The 22,295-nt window shown below is 64.7% G+C and carries 14 protein-coding genes; 9 read left to right on the top strand and 5 right to left on the bottom strand.

The window, feature by feature from the left end; genetic code table 11:
- Window positions 1-182: 182 nt before the first annotated feature.
- Window positions 183-3,779, top strand: a complete 3,597-nt coding sequence (locus ABE528_RS09355) for a leucine-rich repeat domain-containing protein (RefSeq protein ID WP_346652757.1) — start codon at window positions 183-185, stop codon at window positions 3,777-3,779.
- 12 nt (window positions 3,780-3,791) lie between these two features.
- Here the strand turns inward: ABE528_RS09355 and ABE528_RS09360 are convergent, their stop codons facing one another.
- Window positions 3,792-5,393 (bottom strand): EAL domain-containing protein, encoded by a 1,602-nt coding sequence (locus tag ABE528_RS09360; protein WP_346652758.1) that lies wholly within the window; start codon window positions 5,391-5,393, stop codon window positions 3,792-3,794.
- A 138-nt stretch (window positions 5,394-5,531) separates the two neighbouring features.
- Here ABE528_RS09360 and ABE528_RS09365 point away from each other — a divergent pair, with 138 nt between their 5' ends.
- The 3 genes from ABE528_RS09365 to ABE528_RS09375 all read left to right on the top strand — a co-directional run bounded on the left by ABE528_RS09365 (window position 5,532) and on the right by ABE528_RS09375 (window position 8,980).
- Complete coding sequence (locus ABE528_RS09365; protein WP_346652759.1) at window positions 5,532-7,151, top strand: NADP-dependent glyceraldehyde-3-phosphate dehydrogenase; 1,620 nt, start codon at window positions 5,532-5,534, stop codon at window positions 7,149-7,151.
- A gap of 110 nt (window positions 7,152-7,261) precedes the next feature.
- Window positions 7,262-7,729, top strand: a complete 468-nt coding sequence (locus ABE528_RS09370) for a VOC family protein (protein ID WP_152955186.1) — start codon at window positions 7,262-7,264, stop codon at window positions 7,727-7,729.
- Window positions 7,730-7,792: 63 nt separating this feature from the next.
- A complete protein-coding gene (locus tag ABE528_RS09375) occupies window positions 7,793-8,980 on the top strand; it encodes a hypothetical protein (RefSeq protein ID WP_346652760.1) in 1,188 nt (395 codons plus the stop codon).
- A 68-nt stretch (window positions 8,981-9,048) separates the two neighbouring features.
- On the opposite strand, the gene yiaY is transcribed toward ABE528_RS09375, so the two are convergent.
- From yiaY to ABE528_RS09390, 3 genes are all read right to left on the bottom strand, one after another.
- Window positions 9,049-10,197 (bottom strand): L-threonine dehydrogenase, encoded by a 1,149-nt coding sequence (yiaY, locus tag ABE528_RS09380; RefSeq protein ID WP_152955190.1) that lies wholly within the window; start codon window positions 10,195-10,197, stop codon window positions 9,049-9,051.
- Between the two features lie 78 nt (window positions 10,198-10,275).
- Window positions 10,276-11,838: a threonine ammonia-lyase, biosynthetic gene (ilvA, locus tag ABE528_RS09385; RefSeq protein ID WP_346652761.1), complete on the bottom strand. Its 1,563-nt coding sequence runs from the start codon at window positions 11,836-11,838 to the stop codon at window positions 10,276-10,278.
- A 183-nt stretch (window positions 11,839-12,021) separates the two neighbouring features.
- Window positions 12,022-12,453 carry a PACE efflux transporter gene (locus ABE528_RS09390; protein WP_152955194.1) on the bottom strand — a complete coding sequence of 144 codons (432 nt, stop codon included), beginning with the start codon at window positions 12,451-12,453 and terminating at the stop codon, window positions 12,022-12,024.
- A 268-nt stretch (window positions 12,454-12,721) separates the two neighbouring features.
- On the opposite strand from ABE528_RS09390, the gene wecB reads away from it, so the two are divergent.
- Genes wecB through ABE528_RS09415 form a run of 5 tightly spaced genes read left to right on the top strand, consistent with a single transcriptional unit; the run spans window position 12,722 to window position 21,091 of the window.
- The gene (gene wecB / locus ABE528_RS09395; RefSeq protein WP_346652762.1) at window positions 12,722-13,876 is read left to right on the top strand and encodes a UDP-N-acetylglucosamine 2-epimerase (non-hydrolyzing); all 1,155 of its coding nucleotides are present in this window, start codon (window positions 12,722-12,724) and stop codon (window positions 13,874-13,876) included.
- Window positions 13,873-16,047, top strand: a complete 2,175-nt coding sequence (nrfB, locus tag ABE528_RS09400; RefSeq protein ID WP_346652763.1) for a cyclic di-3',5'-guanylate-activated glycosyltransferase NrfB — start codon at window positions 13,873-13,875, stop codon at window positions 16,045-16,047. The genes wecB and nrfB overlap by 4 nt, the downstream gene beginning before the upstream one ends.
- On the top strand, window positions 16,044-19,046 hold the full coding sequence (locus tag ABE528_RS09405) for a phage receptor (RefSeq protein ID WP_346652764.1): 3,003 nt from the start codon (window positions 16,044-16,046) through the stop codon (window positions 19,044-19,046). Before nrfB ends, ABE528_RS09405 begins: the two co-directional genes overlap by 4 nt.
- Window positions 19,046-19,885, top strand: coding sequence for a DUF4434 family protein (locus tag ABE528_RS09410; protein WP_346652765.1), 840 nt, complete (start codon window positions 19,046-19,048; stop codon window positions 19,883-19,885). The genes ABE528_RS09405 and ABE528_RS09410 overlap by 1 nt, the downstream gene beginning before the upstream one ends.
- 42 nt (window positions 19,886-19,927) lie before the next feature.
- Window positions 19,928-21,091, top strand: a complete 1,164-nt coding sequence (locus ABE528_RS09415) for a GGDEF domain-containing protein (RefSeq protein ID WP_152955203.1) — start codon at window positions 19,928-19,930, stop codon at window positions 21,089-21,091.
- On the opposite strand, the gene ABE528_RS09420 is transcribed toward ABE528_RS09415, so the two are convergent.
- The gene (locus ABE528_RS09420; protein ID WP_152955205.1) at window positions 20,994-22,292 is read right to left on the bottom strand and encodes an ATP-binding protein; all 1,299 of its coding nucleotides are present in this window, start codon (window positions 22,290-22,292) and stop codon (window positions 20,994-20,996) included. The two genes, ABE528_RS09415 and ABE528_RS09420, sit on opposite strands and share 98 nt — an antisense overlap.
- Window positions 22,293-22,295 lie beyond the last annotated feature (3 nt).

A 22,295-nucleotide genomic window follows, 5' to 3' on the forward strand; every position in this document is an offset into this window, starting at 1 on the left:
GCATTTTGACAGCATTATAGCGTAATTAATGGCGCCAAATTTCCTCGCGCGGGGGCGCTTCGAGTATTGCTTTCGCTATATATCAACCGTGTTTCAACGCATTCAAAGTTGCGCTACCCCACTACCACCGCATGCGCTTGCAAATACCGCCTGATGGCCCCTTTCAACAAAGGAGCCTCGATATGGCCAACCACGCCAGCGCCTTGCCCCAGGAAGACCTGATCACAGCGCAACTGCCCGCATGGACCCATCATGCCTCTCCCTTGCACTGGCAAGCCTTGCATCAAAGCCAGCGCCTCGATGCATTCGACCAGGATTGGTACAACAACGCCGCGCCCGACCTGCGGGAAGCCGTACAGGCCAGCCACACTCGCCTGCTGCGCTCACAAGCCAGGCTGGCACGTTCGCTCACGGGGCTGAAGCAGATCACCCAGTTTGCCGAACCGAAACTGCAGGCACGCCTGGCCGAACTCGGCTTCACGGCACCGCTGCGCGGCAGCGAGCTGCTGCGTGTCGAACGCAACTGGAGCTGGAGCGTAGCCCGCTTCCTGTACCGTCATCGTCGTGACAATCTGCTGCAGGCCGCCTTGCAGAACTTTGCCGATGACGAGTCGTTCACCGCCGAAAGCGCCATCGCCCTCAGTGGCGCAATCCAGGTGACGCCCATCACGGTGCACGGCAGGGTAGTGACTGGCCCGCAGACGCCGACCGCGCAGATTGCACTGGCGTCGGAGCAGTATCAGGTCGAGCGCCTCGCACTCACGCCTGAGGCATTTGCGCAATGCTGCCGCGAACTCGACCTGGGTGCGGCCTACCAGGCTCATCTGCAGCAATGCTTCGCTGCGCCTCAGGTGCGCGCACAGGCCATTGCCGTGCAACAGGACCGCTTGCGCCTGGCAGCGGACCTGGCCTATTTACGCCACGAACTGAACGGCACGGCACGCGATCAGGTCGGCCGACTCCTGCAGAACGGCACTGTGCCGTGTTGGCAACTGGCCCTGTTCGGCATCGTGCTGCACGAAGTGATGCTGATCGATGCCGGCAACAGCAACTGGTTGCTGCACTTGCCCGGCGACACCCCTGCCCTGCACGCCTGCACCGGCCTGGACGGGGTCAATCAGGTGCTGGCGACCCTGCTGCGGCAGCCAGAAAACCGTCAGCGCTTCCGGGCCTACCTGAGCCAGGCCGACCAGCCACGCTTCCTCGACTTGCTGCAACAGAACCTGGACAACGCCAGCCCGGCCGACCTGCACCCTACCCTCCAGGCCATCACCGGCGAACCCTTCGGCGTCTATCAGGACCTGTACCTGGCCCGCCTGAAAAGCGCAGCCGAACAGCTTGCAGTGCCCACTGCCGTTGCCGACGCCCAGGCCCGCGCCAAGCGCCTCGAACAGTGGGAAAACCTTGGCCTGGACGTGCTCAACGTCGCAGGTTTCTTCATCCCGGCAGTGGGTACCCTGATGCTGGCTGTCACCGCCTGCCAGTTACTGGGTGAAGTCTACGAGGGCTATGAAGACTGGCTCGAAGGCGACCGCCACCTGGCCTTGCAGCACCTGGAAACCGTCGGCCTGAACCTGGCCTTGATTGGCGGTTTGGCAACGGCCAGTCAGCTCGTGCCGAAGCTGCTCAAAAGTCCCTTGCTGGCGCGCCTGGAGGAAGTTCGCTGCAGCGATAGCCGCTATCGCCTGTGGCAGCCGGACCTTGAAGCCTACCGCAGCCCACAGACACTGCCAGAAGGGCTGCAACCCAATGCGCAAGGCCAATACCTGCATGAAGGCAGTCATTACCTGCGCATGGACGGGCAACTTTACCAACACCGTTTTGATGCCGACATCCAGCAATGGCGGATCGTCCATCCCGATGCAGCCGACGCTTACCAACCGCCACTGGAGCATAACGGTCAGGGCGCATGGCGCGCTACCCATGAGCAGCCACAGGCGTGGCCATTCGCGGTGCTGGCAAAACGGCTGGGCGAAGCTTACGCGGCCTATACCCCGGAGCAACTGGAGCTGGCTGGGCGCATCTGCGGTGTCGACGCGGCCCGCTTGCGCCAGGTGCACCTTGAAGGCCAGCCCGCGCCTGCGCTGATGCTCGACACCTTGAAACGCATTGCGACAGGTACGCGGGGCGAGCCGCTTCAGGGCGAAGCGCTTGTGCAACAGCACCGCGAATGGCCACTGGTACGCGCGCTGGAACAGCTGATAGCACCCTTGCAGGGTACAACCGACAGTGAACGGCTGTTGTTCAGCTACCTCGATGACCTCCCCGAATGGCCTGCCGATCTGCGCCTTGAACTGCGCGCTGGCAGCCCACAAGGCCCGCTGCTCGACAGCAGCGGTAAGCACCTGGCCAGCCTGATCTGCCGCGTCATCAAGTCCACCGAGGGTTATGAGGCCGACCTGGGCGAGCGCCCCGCCCCGGCGCCCCAGGATCAGGACCTGTGCCGGGCCATCGAACAGGCTCTGCCAACTGCCTGGCGCAACACGCTGGGTTTCTCGACCACTGATGGCAACACCCTGCGTCAGCGTGTGCTGGACTGGACCGAGCCCCGTCGCAGCGAACTGCTTCAGCGCCTCTGGGGCACGGGCGCACGGCGTCGGATTGGCCGCACAGGGCTGCAAGGTGGTCGCGAAGCAGTCCCCAGTGGCCCCTATCTGCAAGCCCCGCTGGCAACCCGTTATCGCCGACTCTACCCCATGGCGACCGATCAGGACTTCGTCCGTGCCATGGACGACTGGCAACGCCAAGGGCGCTCCCCCACGCTGGAGATGCGTAACCTCGAGCAACGCCTGGAGACCCTGCGCCGTGACCTCGGCGAATGGTCGCGCCCCGACCCGCAATACCCGCATCGTCGTCAGGAGGCCATCGCCCCCATCATCAATGCCTGGCGACGCCTGTCCCGCCTGCCACTGGGCCAGAACGTCGTGGTCTACAGCCTGGACCTTTCACGCCTGGACCTGGAAGACCGCGACCTGGCCAGCCTGGCCCTGCCTGACGATTTCACCCACATCGAACACGTGTCGCTCAAAGGCAATCGCAACCTGAGCCAATTACCCGCCGAGTTCTACGAACGCTTCCCCAGGCTCAAGCGCTTGCTGCTGAGCCATTGCCGCTTCAATCACTTGCCTCGCCTGGCCAATCCCCAAGCGCTGGCATGGCTGGACCTCGACCACAATCGCATCACCTGGGATGACAGTGCCCAGCAGATGCTCGACCAGTTCACCCACCTGGGCGTGCTGGACCTGGGGGGCAACCCTTTGCTACGCGCGCCCGACCTGAGCCTGATGCCTCGCCTGTTCACAGTGTTCCTCGACAACTGCGCTCTGACCGAATTGCCGCACGGGCTGGGCAGCATCACCAGCACGCCTGTGACCATCGACCTGGCCGGCAACCAGCTGCAACAGCTACCTGCCGACTTTCAGGTGCCACAGCCGGTCGCCCGGGCGATGCGCCTTGAAAGCCAATGGCTCAGCCCACGCATGCTCGACGAAGTCGAGGCCTACAACGCAGCGCATGATGTCGATCTGTTGGTAGACAACAGCGACTATGATGATTTTTTCCACAACACTGGCCCCGCTGAACAGGCGCTCTGGCAACGTCTGCCGCTGCAGTATCGACGAGACCTCAGGCCGCTGCTCGACCTTGAACCTTTCACATCACACCCTAGACGCGCCCACGCAGAATTCTGGCGCCGCCTGGCCGTGATCGACCAGAACCTGCCGCTACGCCAGCAGGCACTAGAGCGCCCGGCTCATGAACTGTTCGATCTCGCACTGTAAAGTGCCCGGCCACTAACGCGGCATTTGCGCCCTGAGCGGGTTGCGCGCCACCCACTTCTGCAACTCGGCGGCCGGCATCGGCCGCCCCAGCAGGTAACCCTGGCCCTGATCACAGCCGGCATTGCGCAGGAAGTCATACTGCTGCTGGGTCTCGATGCCTTCGGCAGTGATGCGATAGCCCAGCGCATGCCCCAGGTCGATGATCGCCCGGGCGATGGCTACCGCATCGTCGTCATCCGGCAGGTCCTTGATGAACGCCCGGTCGATCTTCAGGTGGTCGATGGGCAAGGCACGCAGGTACGCCAGCGACGAATAACCGGTGCCGAAGTCGTCCACCGCCGTGGCCACACCCATGGCTTGCAGCTGGGCCAGGGCCGCACAGGCCTGTTGCTGGCTTTCCATCAGCAGGCTCTCGGTGATTTCCACTTCCAGCAGGTTAGGTGTCAGGCCGTACCGTTCCAGCGCCATCGCCAGGCTCGAGACATAGTCGCTGCGCTCGATCTGCAGCGCCGCCACGTTGACCGCGAGCGGGCCTGGCAGGCAATCGGCGGCGCGCCAGGCGGCCATCTGTGCACAGGCAAGATCAAGAACGCGCTCGCCCAAGGGAATGATCAGGCCGGTACGTTCGGCCAGCGGGATGAACTCGCCAGGCGGAATCAGGCCATGTTCCGGATCGCGCCAGCGCAGCAAAGCCTCGACACCTTCCAGTTGACCGCTGAACAGGTCGACCTTCGGCTGGTACCACAACTCGAACTCGTTATCCTGCAACGCCCGGCGCAAGTTGCGCTCCAGCTCCAGGCGCTGGTGCAGCCGTGCCGTCATGTCCGGGTGATAGGGGCGCCAGGCGTTGCGGCCACCCTCCTTGGCCGCATACATGGCGGTGTCGGCATGGCGCAACAGGCTGCCGACGTCTGCGCCATGTTGCGGGCACCAGGCCAGGCCGATGCTGCCGCTCACCAGTGCGGCATTGCCATTGAGGTCGAACGGCCGCTGCAGGCAGCGCAGCAGTTCGCGCAACTGGTGGCTGACCTGGCCCTGGGTGCCCTGCAGCATGAACACGAATTCATCGCCGCCCAGCCGGCATACCCGGTCGCTGGTGTCGAGTTCCTGCAGGAAGCGCGCGGTCGCCTGCTGCAGCAGCAGGTCACCCATGGCGTGGCCCAGGCTGTCGTTGACCTGCTTGAAACCGTCGATATCCAGCAGCAGCACGGCCAGGCCATGGCCTTCGGCAGTGGCCTCGGCCAACTGCTGCTGGAACAGCACCCGGTTGGGCAAGCCGGTGATGGTGTCGTAATGCGCCAGGCGTTCCAGCTGCGCCTGCGAACGCTGCAGTTCGCGGTTACGCTGCTGCAACTGGCGCTGCTTGCGGTTGATCTGGGCAATGAACAGGCTGAGCAGGCCGCTGCAAGTCAGGGCAAACCAGAACAGCGGCGAATGGAACAGGCTTGCGTCCTGCTGGCTTTGCTGGCGCTGGATGTCCACATGGCCAAGCGCCATGGACACGCCGATACCGGCCAGGGAAACGCCGACCGGCAACAAGCGGCGAAGGGCGCGACGCAGCGTGCCGGTGGTCGGTGTCGGTTCGTGGGTCATCGGGGAATTGGTCGAGGTCATAAGCCTGCAGGTGTCGGCGATTGCCCCTGTATCGGCGCGGTGCGCGCAATATTGAGCCAGACTGGTGTTTTTCTTGCCCAGGGTGCATGCTCGCTGCTGAAGCGTTTCACCCGTCCAGACATGTGAGGTGCAGTACCCATGGAACATCTGCTCGATTCGCTGTTTCCAACCGCCGAGAACATTCCTGAAACCTGGCGCCTGGGGGCGCCGCTGGAACAACGCGACTACCTGGTGAACGGTGAACTCAGGCGCTGGGACGGGCCACTGGCCACGGTGCGCAGCCCGGTCTGGCTGAAGGAAGCGGACGGCGAGCGCCAGGTCGTGCTCGGCAGTGCCCCCTTGCTCGACGCCGACACCGCCCTCACCGCGCTGGACGCGGCGGTAAACGCCTACGACAAAGGTCAAGGCGCCTGGCCAACGATGCGGGTAGCCGAGCGCATCGAGCATGTCGAAGCGTTTCTGGCGCGCATGCGTGAACAGCGTAGCGCCGTGGTCAAGCTGCTGATGTGGGAAATCGGCAAGAACCTCAAGGATTCGGAAAAGGAGTTCGACCGCACCTGCGACTACATCGTCGACACCATCAATGCCCTCAAGGACCTCGACCGTCGCTCCAGCCGTTTCGAGCTGGAACAGGGCACCCTTGGCCAGATCCGCCGTGCACCGCTGGGTGTGGCGCTGTGCATGGGCCCCTACAACTATCCGCTCAATGAAACCTTCACCACGCTGATCCCGGCGCTGATCATGGGCAACACCGTGGTGTTCAAGCCGGCCAAGTTCGGCGTGCTGCTGATCCGCCCACTGCTCGAAGCGTTCCGCGACAGTTTCCCGCCGGGCGTGATCAACGTCATCTATGGCCGTGGCCGCGAGACGGTCAGCGCACTGATGGCCAGCGGCAAGGTCGATGTGTTCGCCTTCATCGGTACCCACAAGGCGGCCAGCGACCTGAAAAAACTGCACCCGCGCCCGCACCGGCTGAGGGCAGCCTTGGGCCTGGATGCAAAAAATCCGGGCATCGTCCTGCCACAGGTGGACCTGGACAATGCCGTGGAAGAGGCCGTCACCGGCGCATTGTCGTTCAATGGCCAGCGCTGCACGGCGTTGAAGATCCTGTTCGTGCATGAAGACGTGGTCGACGCCTTCCTCGACAAGTTCCAGCGCAAGCTCGCCGCGCTCAAGCCAGGCATGCCCTGGGAGCCTGGCGTTGCGCTGACCCCACTGCCGGAGCCGGGCAAGGTCGACTACCTCGACCAGCTGGTGGCCGACGCCAAGGCGAAGGGTGCACGGGTGCTCAATGAAGGTGGTGGGCTCAGCCGCGGTTCGTTCTTCTACCCCGCCCTGCTCTACCCGGTGAACCGCGACATGCGCGTGTACCACGAGGAACAGTTCGGCCCGCTGGTGCCGGTGGTGCCTTATCGCGACCTGCAGAGCGTGATCGACTACGTGCTCGATTCGGACTACGGCCAGCAGCTGAGCCTGTTCGGCAACGACCCGGCCACCATCGGCAGCCTGGTCGACATCTTTGCCAACCAGGTCGGGCGCATCAACCTCAATGCCCAGTGCCAGCGCGGCCCGGACACCTACCCGTTCAACGGCCGCAAGAACAGCGCCGAAGGTACCCTGTCGGTGCACGATGCCTTGCGCGTGTTCTCCATCCGCACCCTGGTCGCGACCCGCTTCCAGGAAGCCAACAAGGAGTTGATCAGCGAAATCATCCGTAACCGTCAATCGAGCTTCCTGACCACCGACTACATCTTCTGACAGCCGCGCTTATAGAGAATCGATCTAGCCTTGCTGTCGATTTTCCCTCTGCGCAGACGACTCTAAGCATCAGGGCGCCCCTCGGCGCCCCTTGCAAAGGAGACTCGCACATGGCTGTCAAACCCATCCCCGAAGGCCAGCACAGCATCACCCCGTATCTGGCCATCAACGACGCCGCCAAGGCCATCGAGTTCTACAAGCAGGCCTTTGGCGCCACGGAAATGTTCCGCCTTGAAGGCCCCGATGGCCGGGTCGGCCACGCCGAACTGCGTATCGGCGATTCCTCGCTGATGCTCGCCGACCCGTGCGACATGGAAGGCGGCCTGACCGCCAGCCAGAAACTCGCAGGCGCTGCGGTGGGCCTGCACCTGTATGTCGAGGACTGCGACAAGGTCTACGCCCAGGCCATTGCGGCGGGTGCCACGCAGTTGCACGAGGTCAAGGACCAGTTCTACGGCGACCGCAGCGGCTCGCTGAAAGACCCGTTCGGCAATATGTGGTTCGTCTCTACCCACAAGGAAGACCTCAGCCCCGACGAAATCCGCGCCCGTGCTGCCAAGATGTTCGGCGGCAGCTGAGCGACAAGTTGAAAGCGCGGCGCGTTTGCTTGAAGCTTGAGGCTCGTAGCTTGGAGCTGCCTCATGCGAATCATCGACAAAACCGCCGCGCAGGTGCGCAGCCTGACCCCGGCCGAAGAGGAACTGCTGGTCGGTTTCGCCACTGGCAGCCTCGCCGGGCCACGCCTGCTGCAGGCCAACCAGCTGCTGATGAAGGTGCGCAGCGCCAACCAGTGGCTGGCCTGCGATTGCCGCAAGGATGCCTTGCCGGTGCTCAATGTCACCCTCAATGGCAGCACCGGCACGCTGTTTCTGAAGAACAACCCGGGCACGGCCGAACATGCGCCCGGCTGCCCGTTCACCAAGGACGAGCGCGAAGCCAGCGAGCGAGAAGACGAGCCAGCTGTGCCCGCCGCCTGGCTGGCTCCGGACACCCCGCTGCGCCTGATCGGTGATTACCGCAGCACCAGCGAAAGCGGTATTGGCGCGGGCGACGGCAGTGAACGCCGCGAGCAGCAGCGCCTGTTGTCGCTGCTGCTGACCTGGATCGAGACCAGCGGCCTGAACCTCTATGCCACCCACCTGAAGAAAGAGCTCACCGGCCAGTTCGCCGAGCTGCGCAGTGTCGCCAGCCGCTACCCGTTGCTGGAACGGGTGCCGGCCAGCAACTACCTGGAAACCCGCCTGGACATGAAGCACATGATGATGCTCAAGTCCCGCTTGCGCGAAGCCACGGTGTTCGGCAACCACCGTCGCCATGGCCTGCTGCTGGACTGCGTCGACCAGATCAAGGGGCGCAAGCTGTTCAACAACCGCAGTGAGGACGGCTTCGATTTCCAGGGGCACCATCTGTACTGGGGCGGCAGCCGGGCGTCAGGCCCGCTGCTGGCGCTGGCCCTGTACTCACCGACCACGGCGGGCAGCCACTTCTATGAACTGATCCACGTGGCCAGCGTGCCGGTGCTGTCGCGCGCGCACCTGTTCCCGGTGTACCGCGACGAAGAGCGCGAGCCACTCAAGGCGCTGGTGTCGCTGATCGACTGGATGGCCAGCAAAGGGGTCAAGGTGCTGATGCGCCGGCCGGTGATCGGTGGGCAGGTGATGGATGAGCTGGTGCTGACCTCGGATCAGGACCGGGTGCTGTCAGTGTCGTTGCTGGAGCAGCCGATCGGGCCGGAGCCCGATGCCGAGAACTTCAAGCGCTATGCGGACTTCAAGAGCCTGGAGACCTTCCGCAAGTATGTGGCCGGGTTTTTCATGCGTGAGCGCTGAGTACCGCGACGCCTGCTTCGCGGTACTCAGCCGCGAAGCAGGCCGTTACAGCCACAAAGCCTCGTCTATCAGAATGCCGCCCGGAAAATCCCCTCGATCTCTTCCTGGCTGGCCGGCCGCGGGTTGGTCAGCCCACAGGCATCCTTCAAGGCGTTCTCTGCCAGGATGCCAACATCCTCAAGCTTGGCCCCCAGCTCCGCCAACCCCGCCGGAATACCCACGGCCGCAGCCAAGTGCTCGATGGCCGAAATCGCCGCCCCCGCGCCCTGCTCCGCATCCAGGCCACACACCTTGATACCCATGGCCTTGGCCACATCGCGCAGGCGCGCAGCGCAGACCTTGGCGTTGAAACGCTGCACATGCGGCAGCAGCACGGCATTGCACACGCCATGCGGCAAGTCGTAGTAACCGCCCAGCTGGTGCGCCATGGCATGCACGTAGCCCAGCGAGGCATTGTTGAACGCCATGCCGGCCAGGAACTGCGCGTAGGCCATGTTCTCCCGCGCCTGCAGGTCGTTGCCGTCGTTCACCGCCTGGCGCAGGTTCTCGCTGATCAGGCTGATGGCCTTGAGCGCGCAGGCGTCGGTGATCGGCGTAGCCGCCGTCGACACATAGGCCTCGATGGCGTGGGTCAAGGCATCCATGCCGGTGGCCGCCGTCAGCCCCTTGGGCATGGCAACCATCAGCGCCGGGTCGTTGACCGAGAGAATCGGCGTGACGTTACGGTCGACAATGGCCATTTTCACATGGCGGCTCTCGTCGGTGATGATGCAGAAGCGGGTCATTTCACTGGCCGTGCCCGCCGTGGTGTTGATGGCGATCAGCGGCAGCTGCGGCTTGCGCGAGCGGTCGACGCCCTCGTAGTCGCGGATATGCCCACCGTTGGTGGCGCACAGGGCAATGCCCTTGGCACAGTCATGGGGCGAACCACCGCCCAGCGACACCACGCAGTCGCAGCGCTCACGCAGCAACACGGCAAGGCCCGCCTCGACGTTGGCGATGCTGGGGTTGGGCTTGGCGCCGTCGAACACCACCGAGTCGATATCCTGCAAGGCCAGCATGCGCCCGATGCGAGCGGCGACACCGGCCTTGGCCAGGCCCTGGTCGGTAACGATCAGCGCCTTGCGCAGGCCATAACCGGCAATTGCGGTCATGGCCTCGTCAAGGCAGTCGATGCCCATGATGTTGACGGGCGGGATGAAGAAGGTGCTGCTCATGACCGGATCCTCCTGGTGGGTCTGTCTGCCAGCGAGGATCCGCTCGTTCAATGCAGCGGATGTTGATCCAGAGCAACGTTAGCCAAGGAACAGCTGGTAAGCCGGATTAGCGGTTTCGTCCCAGTAGCGGTAGCCCATCTCATCCAGCGCCTGGGGCAGGCTGGCCTGCTCCTCGGCCGGCACTTCCAGCGCCGCGAACACCCGCGCTTGCGCCGCGCCATGGTTGCGGTAATGGAACAGGCTGATGTTCCAGTGCTTGCCCAGCCGCTCCAGAAAGCCCAGCAGCGCCCCTGGCCGCTCGGGGAATTCGAAGCGCAGCACCCGCTCATTGGCCCCTGGCGCGGCATGCCCACCCACGGTGTGACGCACGTGCAGCTTGGCCAGCTCGTTGTCGGTCAGGTCGAGCACGCTGTAGCCCTGCCCGCGCAGGCTGGCCAGCAGTTGCTCGCGCGGGTCGTGCACCGGGTGGGTCTGCACGCCAACGAACAGGCGCGCCTCCTTGCCCGGGTAATAGCGGTAGTTGAACTCGGTGATCTGCCGCTTGCCCAAGGCCTGGCAGAAGGCCCGGAAGCTGCCAGGCTGCTCGGGAATGGTCACGGCGATGATCGCCTCGCGCTGCTCGCCCAACTCGGCACGCTCGGCCACATGGCGCAGGCGGTCGAAGTTGACGTTGGCCCCGGAATCGATGGCCACCAGGGTCTGCCCCTGCACGCCCTCGCGGGCCACGTACTTTTTGATTCCGGCCACGGCCAGGGCACCGGAGGGTTCAGTGATCGAGCGGGTATTATCGTAGATGTCCTTGATCGCCGCGCACAGTTCATCGCTGCTGACGGTCACCACTTCATCGACAAAATGCCGGCACAGCTCGAAGCAATGGGCGCCGATCTGCGCCACCGCCACGCCATCGGCGAAGGTGCCGACCTGCGGCAGGATCACCCGTTCGCCGGCCGCCATGGCAGCCTGCAGGCAGTTGGAGTCTTCCGGTTCGACACCAATCACCTTGACCTCGGGGCGCAGGTACTTGACGTAGGCGGCAATGCCCGCAATCAGCCCGCCACCGCCAACCGGCACGAAGATCGCGTCCAACGCACCCGGCTGCTGGCGCAGGATCTCCATGCCCACGGTGCCCTGGCCGGCGATCACGTCCGGGTCGTCGAACGGCGGTACGAAGGTTGCGCCGTCGCTGTCGGCCAGTTTCAGCGCGTGGGCCAGCGCATGAGGGAAGCTTTCGCCGTGCAGCACCACATGGCCACCCCGCGAGCGCACCCCTTCGACCTTGAGCGATGGCGTGGTGGTGGGCATGACGATGGTCGCCTTCATGCCCAGGTGCGCCGCCGCCAGGGCCACGCCCTGGGCATGGTTGCCTGCCGAGGCAGTGATCACGCCGCGTTCGCGCTGGGCCGTGGTCAGGCGCGACAACCGGGTATAGGCACCGCGGATCTTGAACGAGAAGGTTGGCTGCAGGTCTTCGCGCTTGAGCAGCACCTGGTTGCCGAGGCTGGCAGACAGCGCGGGGGCAGCTTGCAAGGGCGTCTCGATGGCCAGGTCGTACACCGGCGCGGACAGAATGCGGCGCACCTGTTCCGACAACAATTGCTGCGCGGTGGACGGGGTACGAGGGCTGACGTTGAGGCTGGTCATCGATTGCAACTCCTTGGCTTTTTCACGTTGCCCAGGAGTCAGAGAGAAAAAACCCGCCTCCAGGGCGGGTTCGGTGCACGTACGCGCTAGCCCGCCAAGCTGATAATGGCGGTAATAATAATGGCGTTCACGTGCGGGAAGGTTTTCATGGGTTAGGACGTTATCCCGCCTGGCTTGGCCAAGTCAACACTTTGCTTGTTGCGCCGACAGCGGCACGTCGAACACCTTGTCGAAGCCCCACTGGAACACAAAGGCATAGACGAAGAAGAACACGAACAGGGCCATGTTGGTGAGCAACGCCGCCCACAGGCTGACCTCCAGCCAATAGGCCACCAATGGCAGCAGGATCAGCACCAGCCCGCCCTCGAAGCCCAGCGCGTGCAGCCCCCGGCGCAGCAGGGTGCGCTCGCGCTTGTGCTGGCGTGCCTCCCAGCGCTCGAAAGCCCAGTTGTAAGCCATGTTCCAGCTCATGGCGATGCCCGACATCAGCACCGAGAGCACCGTCGACTGCGCCATCCCGGCCCCGAACGCCAGCTCCAGCGCCGGCGCCACGCAAGCCACGGCGATGGCTTCGTAGAGAATGGCCTGGACGATCTTGCGCGCCTTGCCTTGCATGTGTAGCTCCTTCGAGAAACGACCTATCAAAGTACAAGATGAATGCCTGAAGAAAAAGGTTGTTCGCACAGGTGCCTGTCTTGGGTTTTGCGGTGGTGCGCAAATCGAGCGCCGCCCGCGCGGCGCTCGATCTCACAAACGATGAACCTGTCACGACGAACACCTGTCAGCTATTGGACAACCCCGCATGCGACTGCTTGTATCTATCACTTGCAAGCAGCGGCATGTCCTACAACTTCGTCCAGGGAATTGAACGAGGAACAAGACGATGGCGTATTGCGTCATGATGGTGTTCGGCACCCGCCCCGAAGCAATCAAGATGGCCCCGCTGGCCCGCGTGCTGCGCACCTGGCCCGAGGTGGACCTGCACATCTGTTCCACCGGCCAGCACCGTGAGATGCTCGAGCAGGTGCTGACCGCCTTTGGCCTGAGCGTCGACCAGGACCTCAAGGTGATGACCCAGAACCAGACCCTCAATGGCCTGGCCCGTGACCTGCTGGACAAGCTCGACCAGGCCTATGACCAGGTCAAGCCCGACATCGTGCTGGTCCATGGCGACACCACCACCAGCTTCATCGCCAGCCTCGCGGCCTTCCACCGGCACATTCCCATTGGCCATGTCGAAGCCGGCCTGCGTACCGGCAACCTGCAGCAGCCCTGGCCCGAAGAAGCCAACCGGCGCCTGACCGGGGTGCTCGCCGACCTGCACTTCACCCCGACCCGTGACTCGGACGCCAACCTGATCCGCGAAGGCGTGCCAGCGGAGCATATCGAAGTCACTGGCAACACCGTCATCGACGCCCTGCTGTGGATGCGCGACCACCTGGCCGAACGGCAATGGCAGCCGGCCGCCGACTCACCGCTGAGCACGCTGCGGCCAGAGCAGCGCATGGTGCTGATCACCGGCCACCGCCGGGAGAATTTCGGCCCCGGCTTCGAGCGCATCTGCCTGGCCCTCGCGCAGTTGGCCGAACGCTACCCCGACGTGCAGTTCGTCTACCCCGTGCACCTCAACCCGCAGGTGCAGAAGGCCGTGTATGGCGTGCTGTCGAACCGCAGCAACATCCACTTGATCGCCCCTCAGGACTACCCACACTTCGTCTGGCTGATGAACCGCGCCCAGGTCATCCTCACCGACTCCGGTGGCGTACAGGAAGAAGCCCCGGCACTGGGCAAGCCGGTGCTGGTGCTGCGCAAGGTCACCGAGCGCCCCGCCGTGCTCAAGGGCGGCACGGTCAAGCTGGTGGGCACCCTGACCGAACGCATCGTCGAGGAAACCAGCCAGCTGCTCGACGACCCTGCGGCCTACGCACGCATGGCGCGGGTCTATACCCCGTTTGGTGACGGCCACGCCAGCGAGCGCATCGCCGAGCGCCTGACGCGCTGGTTTGCAGAAACTGCCAACCCGCGAGATGACGCATGAGCCTGGCCTTCATCGACTACCTCACCTATGTGCTGTACGGCCTCAAGGTCCTGGCGATCATCCTCGCCTCGCTGATGTTCCTGCTCGGCCTCGACGACCTGTTCATCGACCTGTGCTACTGGAGCCGCAAACTGATCCGCCGCTTTCGCATCTACGACAAACACGAAAAGGCCGACGAGAAACGCCTGTTCGAAGTCGCGGAAAAGCCCCTGGCGATCATGGTCCCGGCCTGGAACGAAGTGGGCGTGGTCGGCGAGATGGCGCGCCTGGCGGCCTCGACCATCGACTACGAGAACTACCAGATCTTCGTTGGCACCTACCCCAACGACCCGCAGACCCAGGCCGACGTCGACGCCGTGTGCCTGCATTACCCGAACGTGCACAAGGTGGTCTGCGCCCGCCCCGGCCCCACCAGCAAGGCCGACTGCCTGAACAACATCATCGACGCCATCCTGCGCTTCCAGGACGATGCCCGCATCGAGTTCGCCGGGTTCATCCTGCATGACGCCGAAGACGTGATCTCGCCCATGGAGCTGCGCCTGTTCAACTACCTGTTGCCGAACAAGGACATGATCCAGATCCCGGTATACCCCTACGCGCCGGAATGGAAGGGTTTCACCGCCGGGCACTACGTCGACGAGTTCGCCGAGAACCACGGCAAGGACGTGATCGTGCGCGAAGCACTGACCGGCCAGGTGCCCAGTGCCGGCGTTGGCACTTGCTTCAGCCGCCGCGCCATCAGCGCCCTGCTCGAAGATGGCGATGGCATCGCCTTCGACGTGCAGAGCCTGACCGAAGACTACGACATCGGTTTTCGCCTGAAGCAAAAGGGCATGAAGTGCATTTTCGCCCGTTACTCCATCACCGACCCGGCGCTGGCCCTCAAGCACGAGTGGCGGCCGGGCATGAGCCGCGAGTTCGCCCAGGTGATCTGCGTGCGCGAGCACTTTCCGCGCGACTGGCAGCACGCCATCCGGCAGAAGTCGCGGTGGATCGTCGGCATCGTCTTCCAGGGCACCAGCAACCTCGGCTGGAGCCGCACCGGCGCGCTCAACTACTTCCTTTGGCGCGACCGCCGTGGCCTGTTCGCCTACCTGCTGAGCTTTTTGGTCAACCTGTTGCTGCTGGTGCTGCTGGCCATGTGGCTGGTGACCGTGATCGCCCCCGACTCCTGGCGCTTCATGTCGATCCTCAGCGACAGCCGGCTGCTCACCACCCTGCTCTGGCTCAACGGCCTGATGCTGGTCAACCGCCTGTTCCAGCGCGGCTGGTTCGTCACCCGCTACTACGGCATCTTCGAAGGCCTGCTGTCGGCGCCGCGGATGATGTGGAGCAATTTCGTCAACTTCTTCGCCAACCTGCGTGCCCTGCGCCAGGTCATGGAGATGGGCGATTCGCGCCGGGTGGCGTGGGACAAGACCACCCACGAATTCCCTGCCCTGGCTTCACCGGCGCGTACACCGCTGGGCCATCGTCTGGTGGAAAAGGGCTACATCACCGAAGAACAGCTGGAGCAGGCGATCACCAGCCCGGTCCGCCGGCGCCTGGGCCGCGAGCTGCTGCTGCGGGGCTGGCTGACCAGCGAGCAGCTTGTGCAAACGTTGGCTGAACAGCTCGACCTGCCCTGGGCACCGCTCAACCCGTTCAAGCTCGACCCGCCTCTGATTGCCCAGTTGCCTCGCCGGCTGGCCACCCACTATGGCGTGCTGCCGGTCGCCGAAGACGGCAACACCCTGGTGCTGGCCAGCGAAAGCCCGGTCAGCCAGGTGTCGCTGGGGGTGATCAGCCGCCAACTGAAACGCCCGGTCAGCTGCCGCCTGGCGCCCCAGGGCCGGGTCACTCTGGGCCTGCGCTATCACTACCCAAGCCCCTGGCAGACGCCCGAAACCCACGACATGCTCGCGGTGCTGGAGCGCCACCAGGATGATGCCGATCTGATCGAGCGGGTCAGCCACCACCAGGTCATGCTGGGCGCCCTCCTGCAGGTACGCGGCATGGTCCCGGTCACCCTGTTCAACCAGGCACTGATCGATTTCGACCCCGAGCAGCAGAGCCTTGGCGAGCACCTGATCGCCCGCGGCATCATTACCGAAGAGGTGCTGCAACACGCCCTCGCCGAACAGGCCAGCGAACAGCAGGCTGCCTTTGACCTGACCCGGGAGGTGGCATGAAGCCGCGTCTTTCCCTCACCCTTTCCGGGCTGTTGCTGTGTTCCACCGCGCTGGCGACCCAGGCAGCCCCCATGACCGAGTTCCAGCGTTTCACCAGCTACCCGTTCATGGAACGCAGCTACCGCGAAGCGAAGAAGGACAACTGGGCCGAAGTCGAACGCCTGACCCGCCATGTACTGAGCCGGGTACCGAACAACGATGAAGCCCGTACGCTGTTGGTCGAGGCCCTGGCCCACCAGCGCCGCTACAAGGACGCCGAGGCCATCGCCGAGCAGCTTGGCAATGGCCCCGAATATGCCAACGCCTTGCAGGAGCTGCGCCTGACCTGGATCGAGCAGGACCCGCCCGCGGCCAGCCAGGTGGAAAGCTGGCTGGCCAGCACCGATGGCACCCAGCACGTGCGCCTGTGGCAGGCCTACAGCCTGAGCCTGGCCAAGTTTGGCGGCGCCGGCAAGGCCCTGGAATGGCTCAACCAGCTGCCGCCGCGCGACGATGGCCAGGTTTTGCGCCTGGCTCGCGCCAACTTCGCCGAGCAGCTGCGCAACTGGAAGGAAACCATCGACCAGCTGCAACCGTTGGCTGACAAGGGCCAACTGCCGCCCGAAGACTGGCAGCGCCTGGCCAATGCCTATGTCCAGCAAGTCGACGAGAAAGGCCTGGAACAGCTGCTGCGAAGCGCGCCCTCCCCTGAAGTGGCCAACCAGACCCGCCTGGCCATGGCCAATCGGGCCATCGCCGTCGGTCACAACCAGCTGGCGCAGCGCTGGTTGGAAAAACTGCCCACCGAGCAGTTGCAGCAACCTGAGCAACGCCAGCAGTTGTGGGAGCTGGCCCGTGAAGGTGATGACGCGCCACTGGTACGGCGCCTGAGCAACGCGCTGCAGCGGCCTTGCCTGGAGACCGTCGACTGGTTGTCACGCCGTGACCCGGACGTCGCCCGCGAACAGTTCAAGGACTGCCCGGCCAACGCAGACCCGCGAGCCTATGCGGTGCTCAAGCAGCGCCTGTATGGCGACCCGGTGCAGCCGCCCCAACCCCGCACCGCCGCCGAATGGGAAAGACGCTACCGCCAGAGCGGGGACCTGGCGGCGCTTGAGCAAGCCACATTCCTCCTGCTGCAACAAGGCCAGGGCGAACACGCCCGCACCTTGCTGGAACAGGCCTATGACCGTCGCCAAGGGCGCCTGACAGCTTCCCTGCTGCAGCGCCTGGGCACTATCTATGCGCGCAACGATGGCCCGCTGAACAGCCAGCGCATGCTCGGGCTGATCCCCAGGGTCGACGCCAATACCCGCGCCCAGTTGCTCGGCCGGCTGGCTGAAAACGGCCAGTGCGACGCCGTGCGCCGGGCCATCCCGGCGAACCCAAGCGAAGCCGGCCAGTACCGCGCCCTGGGCCGCTGCGCGATGCCCGATCAACCCGGTGAAGCGGTGGTGTATTACCAGGCCGCCGAACGTCTGGGTGACCGTGGCAACCGCCTGCCCCTGGCCTATGCGCTGGAAGCCGCTGGTGATTCCGACGCGGCCCAGCCGATCTGGCGCAACCTGCCGGCCAGCGCCTGGAACGACAACGCCCGCCTGACCGCCGCACGCGGGGCCTTGAATGCCGGCGATGCCGACGCCGCCCGCCGCTACTGGGACGCCGCCGCACACAACAGCGCCGATGACTGGGCACTGGGGGCCGCCATCGCGCAAGCTCAGGGCGACCTGCAAGCGGCGCTGGGCTTCCAGCGCCACGCCCTGGCACACAACCCGCGCGCCGACCACTACTACGCCGCCGCCAGCACCGCACAGCTGGCTGGCGATAACGCACAGAGCAGCGCCTGGCTGGCCGAAGCCGTGCGCCTGGCGCCCGACCAGCCGCGTTATCGTGCCGATTACGGCATGCGCCTGGCCAGCTCGTCAGACAAAGCCCAGCGCCGCCAGTCGATCCCTTATCTGCAACGCGCCACCCACGATTTTCCCGAGGACTATCGCCTGGGCGAGACCCTCGCACTGCGCTACGACGAAGCCGAGAACAGCGCCGCTGCCCGCCGCGAGCTGCGCCGGGTGCTCGACGTTGAAGAGAATCTGGTCGATGCCGATGACGAGTACGGCAGCCTCGAAGCCCGCAAGTACCGCCAGCGCCGCGCCCACGAAAGCCTGTCACGGCGCGACACCATCACCCTGGCCAGCACCTGGTCGCCGGCAGGCACCTCGACCAACGACAAGTTCCTCGACAACGGCGAGCGCAGCGGCACCTCACGTCGCGCGCAATCGCAGAACGTGCAGCTGGCCATGTGGGACCACGCCCTGGGCGAGGAACCCAGCCGCAACGGCAGTACCCTGTCGGTCTACGGCCGGGTGCTGTTCGGCGGCCAGAGCCGCACGGACTATGCGCAAAGCATGGGCACCGGCGTCGGCCTGCGCTACAAGCCGCTCGGCCAGGCCAACCTCAACCTGTATGCCGAGCTGTACCACCAACGGCAGATCGACGACGACCACTACAGCGGCCTGAGCCTTGGCGAACTGCTGAGCCCGGCCAAGGTCGGCGGTAACTGGGGCGACCTGCGCCAGCACGCCGAATCGAGCAACGACCTGCTGCTGCGCGCCACCGCCTCGTTCCTCGACCAGGGCGACTGGCGCAACGACTGGCGAGTCGACCAGGACGACTGGAACGAGCGCTTCCTCTACCTCGATGCCGCCTGGTGGACCCGCGCTGGCGACCACGCCTGGCTGTCGCGCTACCAGCAGGGCCATGCCTGGAAACTGCCCGGCCACTCGCCGCAGACGCTGATGCCTTACGGCTTCTTCGAGTTTTCCAGCCAGGACCCGAGCAACGACTGGCGCCAGGACGCCCGCGCCGGGGTTGGTGTGCGCTGGCAGTGGTGGTTCGACGACGACCGCTACAACGCCTACCGCGGCTCACTGAAAGTGCGTGCCGAATACCAGCAGTCGCTGGGTGGCAACCTCTACAAAAGCGCCAATGGCGTACTGGTTGGCGCGGAGATGACCTTCTGATGCGTACGCTCCTGGCAATCCTCATGCTCGCCCTGTGCTTGCCGGCACTGGCCGACCAGCGCCTGTTCTACCAGCCGCTGAACCGCGATGCCGCCGTGACCCCGGCGCAATGGCAGCAACTGTGGCGCGCCACCAAGGCGCAAGGGGGCAAGACCCTGATCGTGCAGTGGAGTGCCTACGGCGACAGTGATTTCGGCGGTGCCCAGGGCTGGCTGGCCAACAGCCTGCGCGAGGCCCACGCCCAAGGCCTGGAACTGGTGCTCGGGCTGTACCTGGACCCGGCCTACTACCAGCGCATCGACGAACTCGACGGTGACGGCCTGAGCAATTACTGGAAGTCGCAACTGGGCCGTTCGCTGGGCCAGTACCAGCAGGTTCGCAAAGACTGGCAACTGCCCGTCGCCGGCTGGTACCTGCCCATGGAGCTGGACGACCTGCACTTTCGCGATGCCGGTCGCCGCGAGGCGCTGTACAGCCAGTTGCAGGCCTTCAACCGGCGGCTGGACAAGCCGCTGCACATCAGCGCGTTCAGCGCCGGCAAACTGGCACCGCGGGTCAATGGCGCCTGGCTGGATCAACTGGCCGGGTTGGGCTTGACTGTGTGGTGGCAGGACGGTGCCGGGACCGGGCGGTTGCCAGCGCTGGTGCGTCAGCGCTACGAACAGGCGCTGCCGTGCCGGGTGGGTGTGGTGCGCGAGGCGTTTCGCCAGGTAAGTGCAGCGGGGCAGGCGTTCCGGGCTGAGCCTGCGGAGCCGAAGCTGAATGCAGGGTGCCATGCCGAAGCAGTGTTTGCGCTGCGCTACCGGCCTTGGGCCCGGGGTGTTCTGCCACAGAATTGAGACGGCCTGTACCGGCCATGCAGTACTCCCAGGAGCCCCCCGATGTTCAAAACCATCGAAGCGCACGTGCGCAAGCAGGTCGCCCCCGCTGCGTTGCGCGCCGAATTCCGCCAGCACGAATTCGAATCCATGCGCCCGTTCTGCATGCTGGTGTTCTGCATCAGCATCGCCATCTGGCTGGTCTTCGACCTGATCGTCAGCTTCCTCGGTGGCCAGGGCTTCACCTGGCTGTCCTACCTGTTCATAGCCTTGCTCTGCTGCCTCACCGTGGTGCTGCGCTTCACCCGGCGCAGCCACCATTTCGATGTGCTCAACCTGCTGTTCATCGCCGTCATCACCTTGGGCATGCGCCTGGTGATCGAAGGCATTCCCGAACCCTTGCGCCCGGTGTGGCTGGTGCTCGGCGTGTCGACCGTGCTGTATGCCGTGTCGGTGCTGCCGGTGCGGCGCTGGTCGTTCTTTTGCGCCATGGTCATCACCTGGGCCATGCTCAGCCCCTTCTACCACACCCGCATTGACGTCGATCAGCTCGAAGGTGCCATGCTGCTGAGCTACGCGCTGTTCCTCAGCGGGCTGGTGATCTACAGCTATCTGCAGATGCGCCAGGCCAAGCTGCACAACTTCTACCTGTCCAAGGTATTGCTGGAGCAGGCTTACTTCGACGCCCTGACCGAAATACCCAACCGCCGCTCGTTCATGACCAACGCCGAGCACCAGTTGCGCCTGGCCACCCCTGGCCAGTACCTGGCGATGATCGACATCGACAACTTCAAGCGGGTCAACGACCGCTTCGGGCATGACGTGGGCGATGAGGTGCTCAAGCGGGTAGCGCTGCATATCAAGGCAGGGGGGGCTGGGCACGAATTTGCCCGGCTGGGTGGCGAGGAGTTCGCCATCTTCTTCGCCGGGCTGGATCAGCAGGCTGCCGAGCGATGCGTGGCGGCACTGTGCAAGCGCGTGCGCGACGATCTTGGCGTACCGCCGGTAACCATCAGCATCGGCCTGGCCAGGGTAGACCGCGGTGACACACTGAGCATGGCGCTGATACACGCCGACCAGGCGCTGTACGAAGCCAAGCACAGTGGCAAGGACCGCTTCGTGCTGTGGACTAGCCAGCTGGCAGCCGAATCCGGAACTGCGCCCCACCCAGCGCCGACTGCGCCACGGTCAGTGTCCCACCCTGCCCCTCGATCGCCCGGCGGCTGATCGCCAGGCCCAGACCAAAGCCGCCGGTATTGCGGTCGCGGCTGCGGTCCAGGCGGTAGAACGGCTGGAAGATCCGCTCACGTTCCTCGGCCGGGATCCCGATGCCGTCATCTTCCACGGTCAACAGGCAGGCACCGTCCGCTTCCAGACGCATCCTCAGCAACAGGCTTTGATCGCAATAGCGCATGGCATTGCGCACCAGGTTCTGCACGGCCCGGGCGGTCAGGCGCGGGTCCAGCACAAAGCGTGGCAGATTGTCCTCGGCCTGTACCTCCCACTGGATACCCCGAGCATCGAGCTCTTCGGCAAAGCCGCCCAGCACGCTGTCGACCAGCTCCAGCAACGACACCTCGACCCGCTCACGGGCCTGGTCGGCGTTGTACAGCCGGCTGTACGACAGCAGTTCGAGCACCAGCTCATCCAGTTCGCGCACATGCCCGACCAACTCCAGCAGGCGCTTGCGGCTGCTCGGTGGCACTTCGTCGAACAGCAGCACCAGGCCAAAATCCAGCCGGGTCAGTGGTGTACGCAGCTCATGGGAGACCGCGTTGAGCAGCTCACGCTGCTGATTGACATGGCGTTCGAGGTCGCTGGCCATGGTGTCGAACACGCCGGCCAGTTCGCCGATGTTCGAGTGCGGCGAGATGTGCGTACGCTCGGCCATCCGCCCCTGGCCCAGGCGCCGGGCGGTCTCTTTCAGGCGCTCCAGGTCGCGCCAGTGCGGCCATACCCACAGCAGCAGGCAGCCGAGCATGGCCGCGCCGATCAACACGGTCACGCCCCAGGACAACACGTTGATGTCCAGCGGGTCGGGCGGTGCGTGCAGGCTCACCAGCCAATCCTTGTCCAGGGGCGCCAGCACGGTTTGGTAATAGCCCCAGTCACCGATGCGCACGGCGTACAGGCCGTGCTCCAGGCGCGCCTGTTCCTGCGGGCTCAGGCCGGCCTTTTCGCTGCGCAGCAGTTTCACCTCCAAGGGCGCGAAGGCCCTGGCCAGGTCCTGCTCCACCGCTGGCCATTGCGCTTCTGGCACCTGGCGGAACTGGCGGACGATCAGCGACTGCACACCTTTGGCCTGGTCCAGGTTGTAGGCCATGAAGCGGTCGTGGAACAGGCCGACGATGGCGTCCGGAATCAACAGCAACGCCCCGGCGTAAGCGACGATGATCACCAGATACAGGCGCACCAGAATCTTCAGCATGGC

This window comes from Pseudomonas sp. TWI628, from assembly GCF_039673865.1.
Taxonomy (GTDB): domain Bacteria; phylum Pseudomonadota; class Gammaproteobacteria; order Pseudomonadales; family Pseudomonadaceae; genus Aquipseudomonas.